Origin of the sequence: Salinicola corii, assembly GCF_008298015.1 — a bacterium.
GTDB lineage: Bacteria > Pseudomonadota > Gammaproteobacteria > Pseudomonadales > Halomonadaceae > Salinicola > Salinicola corii.
This window is the reverse complement of the sequence record NZ_VTPX01000006.1, coordinates 188,414-201,149: the sequence shown is the minus strand read 5'-3', so window position 1 is coordinate 201,149 and position 12,736 is coordinate 188,414. Positions and strand designations below refer to the sequence as shown.

Below are 12,736 nucleotides of genomic sequence, written 5' to 3'. Positions count from 1 at the left end.
AACAACGCAGGTGGGCGTGGTCCGCTGCGCCCACCAGAACCGTCAAGGAACCCCCATGAACGCTATCTGGATCGCCCTGTTCGGTGCCGTGTGTTTCGTGATGGGCTATCGCTTCTACTCGAAGTTCATCGCCGAACGCATCTACCGACTCGAAGTCGATTTTCAAACGCCGGCGCATGCCTATCGCGACGGCGTCGACTACGTTCCCACCAACAAGTGGATTCTCTGGGGCCACCACTTCACCTCGGTGGCGGGGGCAGCGCCCATCGTGGGGCCGGCCATCGCGATCTACTGGGGCTGGTTGCCGGCCATCCTGTGGGTCGTGCTGGGTACGGTGTTCGCCGCCGGGGTGCATGATTTCGGCGCGCTGGTGATTTCCAACCGCCACAAGGGCCACTCGATCGGTACGCTGGCCAACCGGCTCATCGGACAGCGCGCCAAACTGCTGTTCCTGTTCATCATCTTGATTCTGGTGTTGATGGTCAACGCGGTCTTCGCCTGGGTCATCGCCAAGCTGTTCATCACCTTTCCGGCTAGTGTGCTGTCGGTCTTCATCCAGATTCCGCTTGCCGTGTGGATCGGCTATCGCGTCTATCGCCATTCCGGCTCGATGCTGCTGCCATCGGTGATCGCGCTGGCGGTGATGTATGGCGCAGTGCTGGTGGCCAGCGAAGTCCCCCTGCTGCAGTTCGACCTCGTGAGCTGGTTCGGTGGTCCCGACGCGCCGGTCGTCGGCGGCTTCAATGGCACCTCGATGGCCTTTCTGATCTGGATCGTGGTGTTGATGGTGTACGTCTACATCGCCTCGACGCTTCCCGTCTGGAAACTGCTGCAACCGCGCGATTACATCAATTCGCATCAATTGGTGGTCGGCCTGGCGCTGCTGTATCTGGGGCTACTCTTCGGGGCACCGGAAATGACCGCGCCCAGCGTCAATGGCGAAGCGGAAATCAGCTGGTATCCGCTGCTGTTCATCACCATTGCCTGCGGGGCGATCTCCGGCTTCCATGGCCTGGTCGCCTCAGGCACTACGTCCAAGCAGCTCGACAAGGAGACCGACGCGCGCTTCATCGGCTATGGCGGTGCCCTGGGCGAAGGCATGCTGGCGATGATCGCGATCATCGCGGTGGGCACCCTATTCACCTCCGGCGCCGACTTCACCGCCACCTACTCGAGCTTTTCCGCGGCCGGCTCCAACGGCTTGGGTTCATTCGTGCGGGGCGCGGGACAGCTCGCCGGCAATCTCGGCATTCCCGAACACGTGGGGTCGACGCTGATCGCGGTGATCGTGGTGAGCTTCGCCGCCACCACCTTGGATACCGCCGTGCGCCTGATGCGTTACATCATCGCCGAGCTGGGTAATGAGTACGGCATGCCGGTCATCGCCCGCAAGCATGTCGCGACCAGCATCGCCGTCATCACCAGCGCCGCGCTGGTCATCCTGCCGGAAGGTCCCAACGGCTTCGGCTCCGGCGGCTACCTGCTGTGGCCGCTGTTCGGCACCAGCAACCAGTTGCTGGCGGGCATTACGCTGATGCTGGTCTCGGTGTGGCTCAAACGGCAGGGCCGCCCGGTGATCTTCACACTGGCGCCCATGCTGTTCCTGCTGATCATGACACTGTGGGCCATGGGTCAACAGGTGATTTTTAGCTGGTCCGGCTTCGGCGATGCCGACCGCAACTGGCTGCTGTTCATCTTCGGTGGCCTGATCATGGTGTTCACGCTGTGGATTCTGCTCGAGGCATCGCGCAGCTTCCGCCACGGCGACACCGCCACACGGCAGCCATCGTTGAGTTCCGATGAATCGCAATAACGACGAGGGTTCCGCGATTGCCCTGTGGAGATCGCGGTTACACCGCGCGATCCAGGGGTACGACGCGGTGCTGAGTCTGCCTCACCGGCGCGAAATCGCCCGGGAACTGCAGGACGAGGAGGACCTCTTCATGCTGCTGTGCTTCTGCGACATGATGGGGATTCCCAATCCCGTCAGCGACATGACCCTGGAGCTCTACCCGCACATGCTCGACCGCTTCCACGAGTGGCACACTCGCCAGGGCATGCCGCGTTCGCCCCTGGCGGGCTTCCGCTGCTGCTAGGCGGGCGCATGTCCCACGAGGAACCACTCATGGCCAAGAGCCTTTTCTTCGGCGGCAAGGGCGGCGTCGGCAAGACCAGTTGCGCCACCGCCTATGCGCTGAGCTGCGCGGCGGCCGGCTGGCGAACCCTACTGGTCTCCACCGACCCGGCCCACAACCTGGCCGACCTGTTCGGACGCTCGCCAGGCCCGAGGCCCACGCGCATGCAGCCCGGCCTCGACGTCGTCGAACTCGATCCCGACCACGAAACCCAGCGCTACCTGGAACAGGTCAAGGCTACGCTGCGCCCCCTGGTCAGCGGCGAGCGCAGCGCGACCGTGTTTCGCCAGCTCGACCTGGCGCGGCACGCGCCCGGCACCGAGGAAGCCGCCCTGTTCGATGCCCTGGTCGGCCTGCTGCTGGATACCGGCGAGGCGTACGACCGGCTGATCTTCGACACCGCGCCAGGCGGGCACACGGTTCGCCTGTTGGCGCTACCCGAGATCATGGGCGCCTGGGTGGAGGGGTTGATGCAACGCCGCCGCAAGGTGCGCAGCGACTACAAGGCGTGGCTGGGCGACGGCGAGGTGGTCGACGACCCCATCCAGGAGACGCTGATGCGCCGCCGCGGCCGTCTCGCCGCCGCCCGCGAGCACCTGACCTGCCCTGCGCACTCGGCGGTGATCCTGGTCGCCAACCCGGAACGTCTGCCGGCACTGGAAACCGCGCGCACCCGCGAGCTGCTCGAGAGCCACGGCCTGTACGTCGGCGCCGTGGTGATCAACAAGTGCCTTCCCGCCGAGGTCGACAGCCAGTGGCTCGCCAACTGGCGGGAGGAGCAACGCCCCTGGATCGAGCATCTCGAAGCCTCCTTCCCCGACCGCGAGCGCATACGCATCGACCACCAGTCCCACGCGCCGGCTTGCTGTGACGATCTGGCGCCTCTCCAGGCAGCGCTGAGTGGGCTGGCCCCCTGGCACGCCCACGCCTAGCGCATGCCGATCACGCTATAGACCAGCCATGCGGTGTAGGCCACGAAACTGGCCAGCAGCACGGCGCCCTCCAGGCGATTGATACGTCCCTGCCCCTTGATGCCGATGCCGAACACCAGCAGTACCAGCGTCAACGCCGCCATCACCGGCCAATCCCGGACCAGTACGTCGGGATCGACGTCGATGGGATGTATCATGCCAGCCAGGCCGACCACCGCCAGCGTGTTGAACAGGTTGGAGCCCACCACGTTGCCGATCACCAGGTCGTGCTCGTTCTTGCGCACCGCGCTGATGGAGGAAGCCAGCTCCGGCAGCGAAGTGCCGATGGCGACCACCGTCAGCCCGATGACCAGATCGCTCACCCCGAACGCTTCGGCGATCGTGACCGCGCCCCATACCAGAAAGCGCGAACTGACGATCAGCATCAACAGGCCGACCAGCGTCCAGACCACGCCGCTTTTCAGCGACATGGACTCGCCTGCCGCGTCCGCCTCGACATCGGCCTGCAACGCGTCGCCCTCCGAGCGCCGTGAACGCCAGATGCTGTAGCCCAGGAAGCCGAAGAGCAGCGCCAGCAGGAGCACCGCATCGAAGCGCGAGATCACGCCATCATGCAGACACCACAGCGATATCAGCGTCACGCCGCCGAGAACCGGCAACTCCTGTCGAACCACCTGGGAGTGCACCGTCAACGGGCTGATCAGCGCCACCAGTCCCACGATCAAGGCGATATTGGTGATGTTCGAGCCGTAGGCGTTGCCCAATGCCAGGCCAGGATTACCCTGAACGGCCGCCAGCGCCGAGACCATCAGCTCGGGCGCGGAAGTGCCGAAACCGATCACCACCATGCCGATCAGTAGCGGCGGAAGCCCCAGGTGACGGGCCGTCGCCGCCGCACCATCCACGAACCGATCGGCACTCCAGACCAGTACCACGAGTCCGGCCACAATGGCCGCTAGCGCCATCCACACGTTAGGATCTCCCTTTATATGTTCATCGAGTACGTCCCGTCCGGCAGGTATCGGGACAGCGGCACGAGCACATGGTTGGCGCCCGAAGGCTCGCAAAAAAGGTGTCGTCCGGTCATGTCGGCCACCGGCGTTCTTCGGCAAAGCGGCCTTAGCCTACTATAGTATCCAAGCGGCTGAACTATCGTGACTTTTCATCGGCGACGCCACCGTCTTCGATGGGCATTCGGCAAACATGCATGGACGTATGTATTCCAGTAACATGCTCTCTTTACGCAGCGTGACGCTCCTTCCACTCAGTTTTCGTATCGGGTACGGCTTTGGCATCAGGCAAGGATGACACCAGCATCGACAAGGCGACCTTTCTGACGCCTCGACGGACGCGTCGCCGTCTTCGCGCCTGCCATGAATGCGATCTGCTGGTCGCGCTACCGCCCTTGCATGGGGGTCAGCGAGCCAGTTGTCCACGCTGTGGCCATACGCTCAGCCACCGCCACTTTCGCCCCGCCGAGCGCAGCCTGGCATTCGCCATCAGCGCTTTGATCGCGCTGGCGGCGTCGCTCTATTTTCCGTTCATCAGTTTCGAAGCGCGCGGCGTTAGCAACGCCATTCAACTCACCGACACCTCGGCCAGCCTCGTCAGATTCAACGAGCCTTTCGTCGGCGTGCTGGTATTGCTGACCATCGTGGTGCTGCCCGCTGTCTATCTGCTCGCGGTCATCTGGCTGCATTTCGGCCTCCTGCAGCGGCGCCCGCTGCCACGGAGTTACCGTATCGCCCGCGCGCTTTCCCACCTGGGGCCGTGGATGATGGCGGACGTCTTCGTGATCGGCGCGCTCGTCAGCCTGATCAAGATCGCCGGCATGGCGTCCGTCGACCTGGGCCTGTCGTTCTGGGCGTTCTGCGTCTATGCCCTGCTGCTGCTGCTGACCACACGCTCCATCGACACGGACTGGATGTGGTTCTCGCTGGTGGGCGAGCCCCTGGCACCCGAGGGGTGTCGGCCGGGCCAGCCGGCCGCGGAACAGAAGCTCACCGGCTGCCCGACCTGCGGGCTGGTCAATCGCCTCGGCCATTTTGGGCGCGGGCGCTGCCAGCGCTGTGGCGAGCCGCTACGTTTCCGAAGCCCCCACAGCCTGCAGAAGACCTGGGCGCTGCTGATCGCGGCGACGCTGTGCTATATCCCCGCCAATCTCTACCCGATCATGACCACGACGTCGCTGGGCAACGAGACCCCTTCGACCATCATCGGCGGCGTGATGATCTTTCTCGGCCATGGCGACTGGCCCATCGCGCTGATCATCTTCACCGCCAGTGTGGTGGTACCGATCGGCAAGGTGTTCGCGCTCGCCTGGCTCTGCATCACGGTCCGGCGCAGCGGTGAATCCGAGTTCAAGCACAAGCGCCAGACGCTCTACCGGATCACCGAACTGATCGGCCGCTGGTCGATGATCGACGTGTTCGTGGTCGCCATTCTGGTGTCGTTGGTCCATGCCGGGTCGCTGCTGTCGATCACCCCGGGGCCGGCAGCGCTCGCCTTTTCCGCCGTGGTCATCATCACCATGCTGGCGGCCATCAGCTTCGACCCACGCCTGATCTGGGACGCGCGCAACATGCAGCCCCACATGCCGGCCGCGCTCAAACGCCAATCTCCCTATTCGCCTGTCAAGGAAGCCGACGATGCCTGATTCGATGCAACGCGCCAAACGAGTGTCGCAATCGCGGCTCTCGCCGATCTGGATAGTGCCCCTGCTGGCGGCGCTGATCGGCGCCTGGATGGTGTGGGACAACATTTCCAGCCGAGGCCCGTTGATCACGCTGAACATGGAGAACGCCGAGGGCATCGAGGCCGGCAAGACCTTGATCAAGACGCGCAACGTCGAGGTCGGACACGTCGAGGCGGTACGCCTCTCCGACGATCTGTCCCACACCGTGGTGACGGCCCGCATGTCCAACGACGCGGCGCGAATGCTCAATACCGAGACCCGCTTCTGGGTGGTCAAGCCCCGCATCGGGCGCGAAGGCATCAGCGGTCTGAATACCGTGCTCTCCGGCGCCTACATCCAGCTCGCGCCAGGCAAGAGCGATGAACCCCAGGACAGCTTCGACGTGCTCGAACAGCCGCCTGTCGCGCCGCCCGATGCCCCTGGACTGAGGATCAATCTGGTGAGTCAGGTAGGCAATTCGCTCAGTGCCGGCGACCCGGTCACTTACCAGGGCTATACCGTCGGCCGCGTGGAGAGTACCGATTTCGATCCCGAGAAACGGGAGATGCGCCACCGGATCTTCATACAGGCTCCCTACGACAGCCTGGTGACCGATACCACGCGTTTCTGGAGCTCTTCCGGCATCGACGTGCAACTGGATTCAGAGGGGGTCAACGTCAACCTGGACTCTTTCGAGACACTGATCAGCGGGGGCGTGACCTTCGGCGTGCCCGAGGATGTCGCCCGCGGTAATGCCGCCAAGCAGGACGCGACCTACACCCTCTACAACAACGAAGAGAGCGCGCGCGAGGGGACCTACGACCAGTACATCGAGTACGCCCTGCTGGTCGACGATACCGTTCGTGGACTCAGCCGGGGGGCGCCGGTGGAGTATCGCGGCGTTCGCGTAGGTACGGTCGTCAGCGTTCCCTGGCACTTCACCGCGCCGCAGCCCGACACTCTGACCCAGTTCGCGATACCGGTACTGATTCGTATCGAACCTCAGCGTCTGGAGAGCAACGAAGACGTCAACGACGATATCGACGATCAGGAAGTGCGGGAACGTTTCGAGACCATGTTCAAGAAATACGGTCTGCGGGCAACGCTCAAGGCTGGCAACCTGCTGACCGGCGCACTGTTCGTCGATCTCAATTTCAGCCAGGACGCCGAGCCCTACAAATCGATGACGTTCGACGGCAAGCCCGTATTCCCGACCGTTTCGGGAGGATTCGCGCAGATCGAACAGAAGATCTCGAACCTGCTCGACAAGCTCAACGGTCTGCAGGTCGAGCCGATTCTCGACAGCCTGGACCAGACGATGCAGACCTCCCAGCAGACCCTGGAAGAGGTGCGCCAGATCGCCGAGTCGGTCAACGCCATCGTCTCCGACCCGGCGACGCAGCAGCTGCCGGGGAGTCTCAACGATACGCTTCAGGAGTTGCAGAACACGCTGAACGGCTTCTCTTCCGGCTCTTCCGGATATCGCCAGCTCAATGACACACTCAAGCAGCTGGAAATCCTGATGCGCGATCTGCAGCCGGTCGCCAAGACCCTTCGCGAGCAGCCCAATGCGCTGATCTTCGATCGTGAAGTCCAAACCGACCCCGTGCCGAGGGCTCCCCAATGATGGCCTCATTCATGCTCCGCTGGCGCCAGTTCGGCGCCACGACCCTGCTGACGATCGCGACCGCGACGATGGCGGGTTGCGCCGCGCAATCCCCCCCGGCCAACCGCTTCACCCTGCCGGAAGTCGAGAGTCCGCCGTCATCGACGGTGTCGGTCTCTTCGCGGCAACTGACGGTCAATCCGGTCGAGGTGGCCAGTTATCTCGATCAGGAGGGTATCGTGATGCAGACCAGCGATATCGAGCTCAACGCCGCCAATCAAAACCTGTGGGCGGAGGAGCTGGGGCACCAGCTGACACGCCAGTTGCGCCAGTCGCTGTCCACCGAGCTGTCGGGCATGACGGTGGTCAGCGCGGCTCAGGGAGGGGCTGGCGCGCAGCGGCTATCGCTAAGCGTCGACCAGTTTCAGGGGCGCTACGACGGCCGCGCCCTGGCCTCCGGGGAGTGGCAGCTCCATGACGGTAACCGGCTGGTGATGCAACGACATTTCGAGGTGACCCGCCCCTTGGACGACGACGGCTACCCGGCGCTGGTGCGTGCACTGGGCGCGGCGTGGAAGGATGTCGCGAGGCAGGTCGCCGCAGGGCTTCGCACGGCACCGATCCCGACGCCAGCCGTCGATTAGCGGGTCAGCTCGATTGAAGAGCCTGGACGATGAATGGCAACGGCCCGGTATAGTCGCCAGGACCATACTCGGGCCGATAGGCCTCGCAGAACCATGGGGGGACGAACACGCCATCTTCTCGGTCAGGGATTGAGCCGGCTTCTCAGACGCGATACCGCCTGGCTGTGCAGTTGACAGACCCGGGATTCGCTGACGCCGAGTACGGCGCCGATCTCCTTCAGGTTGAGTTCCTCTTGGTAATAGAGCCCCAGCAGCAGCTTCTCGCGCTCCGGCAGTGCCTCGATCGCCGCCATCACGTTGGCTCGGTTATCCGCGTCGAGCAGCGCCTCGAGCGGCGATGGTGGACCCCCCTCGGAAACCGCCGTCACGCCGTTTTCGCTATCGCTCTCGTCATACGCCAGCAGAAAACCGTTGTTGGTGTCCGTCAGTAGCTGATGGTACTCGTCACGGGATACCCCCATTTCTCGGGCTATCTCGCGCTCCTCGGGGGCGCGCCCGAGTTGCTGCTCCAGTCTTCGCACCGCCTGATCCAAGGCGCGGGCGCTACGACGCACGCTCCGCGGCATCCAGTCACGACTGCGCAGTTCATCGATCATCGCGCCGCGGATTCGCTGATTGGCGTAAGTCGAAAAGCTGGCACCATGAGAATCGTCGTAACGGCCCATGGCGTCCAGCAGGCCCAGCATCCCCGCCTGAATGAGGTCATCGAGCTCCACGCTGGCGGGCAGGCGCACTTGAAGGGAGAGCGCGTGGCGCCTCACCATCGGCAAATACTGCTCAATCAATGCGTGCTGATCGATTTTGCCTTGTGCGGTATACATCGAATGGCCTCGTGCAAAAACTCACGGTCACCGGAACGCATGACCCAATCACATCATTATGCCGCGCGCCCGACGAACCAAGACGGCAAACTGCCTGTTTTCCGGGGGCTATTTCGGTTGTTTGTCGACACTACTGACGATAGTCGATGATCAGTTGACCGCCGGAGATCATCGCCCTGTCGGTGTCATGGCCGGCCGCCGGCCATTGGAAGCGCAGCCGAAACCGGCCGGCGGCCGATCGTCCCGAAAATTGCAGCGTCTCCCCTCGGGGCCGGGCTAGCGGCAGACAGAACTCATCCTGGCATAGCCAGGCCTTTAGTGTCGGCGCGGGCACATCGGTGCGAAAAGTCCAGCGGACGCGAACGATCTCCGCCCCCGCGATGGATGGCGGAGGCTGGATCGCAACGCCGACGAGAGGACGCTCCGACGCCACCACGGTCTGGCTCGGCAACGGGGTAACCCAGGTTCCCTGGGCCGCCCAGGCCAACGCGAACGGCCATGCGACGATCGTGCTTAGCACGACTCGCCATAATGGGAGCGAGCGCCGTAGGCTCATGGCGGTGCGCCAATGGTCGTGGTGACCCGCAGGTTACGGTCATCCGGGATTTCCGCTTGCGAGAGAACCACCAGTGACTTGATCTGACGGCGCAGGAAACGTGACAGCAAAGCGCGCAATCCATGCTGCACGACCAGCACGGTCGGTTCGTCGCGGCTCTGCTGCCGCTCCACCGCGGCGGCGGTCTGCTGCATCAGGGTATCGGCCAGCCCCGGCTCGAGAGCGCCACCATTGTTGAGCGCCTGGGTGAGCACCTGTTCCAGCCTGGGCTCGAGACTCATGACATGCATCGACTCGCGTCCCGGGAACCACTGCTGCGTGATCGCCCGCCCCAGCGCGACGCGCACCAGGGCGGTCAGTTCGTTGGCATCCGACTGCTGCGGGGCGTATTCCGCCAGCACGTCGAGAATCGTGTGCATGTCCCGAATCGGCACATCCTCGGCCAGCAGATTCTGTAGAATGCGCTGGAGCGACGTCAGCGGCAGCAGCTTGGGCACCACGTCTTCCACCAGCGACTTCTGGTGTTCGGCGACCTTGTCGAGCAGTTGCTGGACCTCGGCCCGGCCCAGCATGTCGCCGGCATTCTCGTGCAACAGATGATTGAGGTGAGTCGCGATCACCGTGCTGGCATCCGCGACGGTATAGCCATAGATCTGGGCTCGTTCGCGCTGCGCCGTCTCGATCCAGTAGGCCGTCAGTCCGAACGCCGGATCCTGGGTACGGCTGCCCTCGATGGCACCGGAAACCTGGCCGGGATCGATGGCCAGCCACTTGCCAGGAAACGCCTCCGCCCGTCCAACTTCCACCCCCTTGAGGGTGATCACGTAGGCATTGGGGTTCAGCTCCAGGTTGTCGCGGATATGCACCACCGATGGCAGGAACCCCACGTCCTGAGCGAATTTCTTGCGCACGCTCTTGATTCGCCCCAGCAGCTCCCCTTTCTGGCGCTGGTCCACCAGCGGAATCAGGCGATGACCCACCTCCAGCCCCAGGATATCAACCAGTTGCACGTCGTCCCAGCTCGCCTCGGGGGTCTCCTGCACCGCCGGTGGCGCTCTCTCTTCCACCGCACGGACCGCCTGGACCTGCTCCCGCCGCCATGTCCACCATCCCAGGGACGCCAACACGACGGCAAACAGCAGGAACACGACGTTAGGCATCCCCGGGATCAAGCCAAGCAGCCCCATGACGCCCGCCGCCAAAAACATCACTCGCGGATTGTTGAACAGCTGGCTCAACAGCTGCTGGCCGACATCCTGGTCGGTGTTGACGCGCGACACCGTGACACCCGCCGCGGTCGAGATCACCAGCGCCGGAATCTGGGCAACTAGCCCGTCGCCCACCGTCAGCAGGGTGTAAGTCTTTACCGCCTCGCCGAAAGGCAGGCCATGCTGCGCGACGCCGATCATCAATCCGCCGATCAGGTTGATGACCATGATCAACAGCCCGGCCATGGCATCGCCGCGGACGAATTTGCTTGCGCCATCCATGGAACCGTAGAACTCCGATTCCTGATTGATCTCGGTGCGGCGTTTGCGCGCGTCTTCCTCACCGATGAGGCCGGCGTTGAGGTCGGCATCGATCGCCATCTGCTTGCCTGGCATGGAATCCAGTGTGAAGCGCGCGCCGACTTCGGCGATACGTCCGGCGCCCTTGGTGATGACCATGAAATTGATGACGACGAGAATCAGGAACACCACCAGACCGACGGCAAAGTTGCCCCCGATCAGAAACTCGCCGAAGGCCTCGATCACTTTGCCTGCGGCATCACCGCCCTGGTGCCCTTCCATCAGGACCACGCGAGTCGAGGCCACGTTTAAAGACAGCCGCAGCAGTGTCGAGAACAGCAGCACCGCCGGGAAAGCTGCGAAGTCCAGCGGCTTCTCGGTGAACATGCTGACCAGCAATACCATGATCGACAGCGCGATATTGAACGTGAAGAATAGATCGAGCGCGAATGGCGGCAATGGCAAGATCATCATGCTCAATATCATGATGATCAGTACGGGGCCCGCGAGCACCCTGTACTGCGTTTCCGCCGGCCACTTGCGCTGACCGAACCACTGGCTGAGTGCGTTCATTCACTCTCCTTGAATGAATCCGGCGCCGCATCGTCGAGCGCTGGAGGCACGGGTAAGTCGCGGGGGACCGTTGGCACCTCTCCGCCATCGCTTTCGACCTGCTTGAGGCGAAATGCCCAAGCCAGGACTTCGGCCACCGCGGTATAAAGATCGCCCGGGATTTCCTGGTCGAGATCGACGTGATGATAAAGCGCGCGAGCCAGAGGTGGGGCTTCCAGTCTCGGCACACGGTTTTCGTCGCCGAGCTCCCGAATTCTGGCAGCCACTTGATCGGCGCCCTTGGCGATGATGACGGGAGCGGACATCGCATCCTGCTGGTAGCTCAGCGCGACCGCGTAATGGGTCGGGTTGGTCACGATCACGTCAGCCGTCGGCACCTTGCTCATCATCCGCCGTCTCGCCATGGCCTGCTGCTGCGAGCGGATCCGTCCCTTGACGTGCGGATCCCCCTCCGTCTCCTTGTGCTCCTGTCGAATGTCCTCGCGACTCATCCGCAATTTCTTGTTATGGCTCCATATCTGATAGGGAACGTCGATCAGAATGACCAGCAACAGAGAGGTAACGATGAGCGCGCACCCCACCGCCGCCATCCTCATGGCCGTCGCCAACGCCTGCTGAATCGGCATCTCCATGAGGCCGAGCAGCGTATCGCGCTGCGTCCACAGATAGACCATGCTAACGCCACCGACCAGGGCCGACTTGGCGATGGCCTTGGCCAGTTCCGCCAGCGCCTGGGTCGAGAACATTCTCTTCAGGCCCTTGAGCGGGTTCAGCTTGCTCAATTGGGGCTTGAGCGATTTCGCCGACAGCAACCAGCCGCCCAACATCGTCGGGCCCAGGATCGCGGCCACCGTGAACAGCAGGAAAAGCGGCAGCAAAGCGATCAGAGTATGTTCGCCCAGCGACCAGACATGGCTCAGCATGCGGGCCGTGTCGAACGCCAGCCCGTGATCGAAAAGAAAGGCCTGCTCCATGACGATGCCCAGTTCGTCATAGAGGTTGCTGCCCATGACCCAGAGCCCGAACACGCCGCAAGCCAGCAACAGGAACGTCGCCAGTTCTCGAGAGCGCGCCACCTGCCCTTCCTCGCGCGCTTTCTCTATTCGCCTGGGAGTCGCCGGTTCCGTCTTTTCCTGATCACTGTCGTTCTGTTCGGCCAAGCGCGCACTCCGCCCGGGTCGGGGATGAATGAATGGGCGCTATTCTGCTTGGAGAGAAGTCAGTTCAAAGGGCGAAATAGCAGGGCGAACGCCCTGCTATTCCGGGGGGAGAATATTCTGGAAGGAT

The 12,736-nt window shown here is 63.2% G+C and carries 11 protein-coding genes; 6 read left to right on the top strand and 5 right to left on the bottom strand.

The window, feature by feature from the left end:
* Positions 1 to 55: 55 nt before the first annotated feature.
* Genes F0A16_RS12530 through F0A16_RS12520 form a run of 3 tightly spaced genes read left to right on the top strand, consistent with a single transcriptional unit; the run spans position 56 to position 3,067 of the window.
* On the top strand, positions 56 to 1,813 hold the full coding sequence (locus tag F0A16_RS12530) for a carbon starvation CstA family protein (RefSeq protein WP_149435733.1): 1,758 nt from the start codon (positions 56 to 58) through the stop codon (positions 1,811 to 1,813).
* A complete protein-coding gene (locus F0A16_RS12525; protein ID WP_149435732.1) occupies positions 1,800 to 2,096 on the top strand; it encodes a cory-CC-star protein in 297 nt (98 codons plus the stop codon). The genes F0A16_RS12530 and F0A16_RS12525 overlap by 14 nt, the downstream gene beginning before the upstream one ends.
* Positions 2,097 to 2,125: 29 nt before the next feature.
* Positions 2,126 to 3,067: an ArsA family ATPase gene (locus F0A16_RS12520; protein WP_187775996.1), complete on the top strand. Its 942-nt coding sequence runs from the start codon at positions 2,126 to 2,128 to the stop codon at positions 3,065 to 3,067.
* Here the strand turns inward: F0A16_RS12520 and F0A16_RS12515 are convergent.
* Positions 3,064 to 4,032 (bottom strand): calcium/sodium antiporter, encoded by a 969-nt coding sequence (locus F0A16_RS12515; protein ID WP_223119787.1) that lies wholly within the window; start codon positions 4,030 to 4,032, stop codon positions 3,064 to 3,066. The two genes, F0A16_RS12520 and F0A16_RS12515, sit on opposite strands and share 4 nt — an antisense overlap.
* A gap of 323 nt (positions 4,033 to 4,355) precedes the next feature.
* On the opposite strand from F0A16_RS12515, the gene F0A16_RS12510 reads away from it, so the two are divergent.
* Genes F0A16_RS12510 through F0A16_RS12500 form a run of 3 tightly spaced genes read left to right on the top strand, consistent with a single transcriptional unit; the run spans position 4,356 to position 7,991 of the window.
* Complete coding sequence (locus F0A16_RS12510; RefSeq protein ID WP_149435729.1) at positions 4,356 to 5,723, top strand: paraquat-inducible protein A; 1,368 nt, start codon at positions 4,356 to 4,358, stop codon at positions 5,721 to 5,723.
* Positions 5,716 to 7,368 (top strand): intermembrane transport protein PqiB, encoded by a 1,653-nt coding sequence (pqiB, locus tag F0A16_RS12505; protein WP_149435728.1) that lies wholly within the window; start codon positions 5,716 to 5,718, stop codon positions 7,366 to 7,368. The genes F0A16_RS12510 and pqiB overlap by 8 nt, the downstream gene beginning before the upstream one ends.
* The gene (locus tag F0A16_RS12500; RefSeq protein WP_239023812.1) at positions 7,365 to 7,991 is read left to right on the top strand and encodes a PqiC family protein; all 627 of its coding nucleotides are present in this window, start codon (positions 7,365 to 7,367) and stop codon (positions 7,989 to 7,991) included. Before pqiB ends, F0A16_RS12500 begins: the two co-directional genes overlap by 4 nt.
* 122 nt (positions 7,992 to 8,113) lie before the next feature.
* On the opposite strand, the gene F0A16_RS12495 is transcribed toward F0A16_RS12500, so the two are convergent.
* From F0A16_RS12495 to flhB, 4 genes are all read right to left on the bottom strand, one after another.
* Positions 8,114 to 8,812, bottom strand: a complete 699-nt coding sequence (locus tag F0A16_RS12495) for an RNA polymerase sigma factor FliA (protein WP_149435726.1) — start codon at positions 8,810 to 8,812, stop codon at positions 8,114 to 8,116.
* Positions 8,813 to 8,942: 130 nt separating this feature from the next.
* Positions 8,943 to 9,332 carry a flagellar protein FlhE gene (locus tag F0A16_RS12490; RefSeq protein WP_187775995.1) on the bottom strand — a complete coding sequence of 130 codons (390 nt, stop codon included), beginning with the start codon at positions 9,330 to 9,332 and terminating at the stop codon, positions 8,943 to 8,945.
* Between the two features lie 32 nt (positions 9,333 to 9,364).
* Complete coding sequence (flhA, locus tag F0A16_RS12485; RefSeq protein WP_149435724.1) at positions 9,365 to 11,449, bottom strand: flagellar biosynthesis protein FlhA; 2,085 nt, start codon at positions 11,447 to 11,449, stop codon at positions 9,365 to 9,367.
* Positions 11,446 to 12,609: a flagellar biosynthesis protein FlhB gene (flhB, locus tag F0A16_RS12480; protein ID WP_149435723.1), complete on the bottom strand. Its 1,164-nt coding sequence runs from the start codon at positions 12,607 to 12,609 to the stop codon at positions 11,446 to 11,448. The genes flhA and flhB overlap by 4 nt, the downstream gene beginning before the upstream one ends.
* Positions 12,610 to 12,736 lie beyond the last annotated feature (127 nt).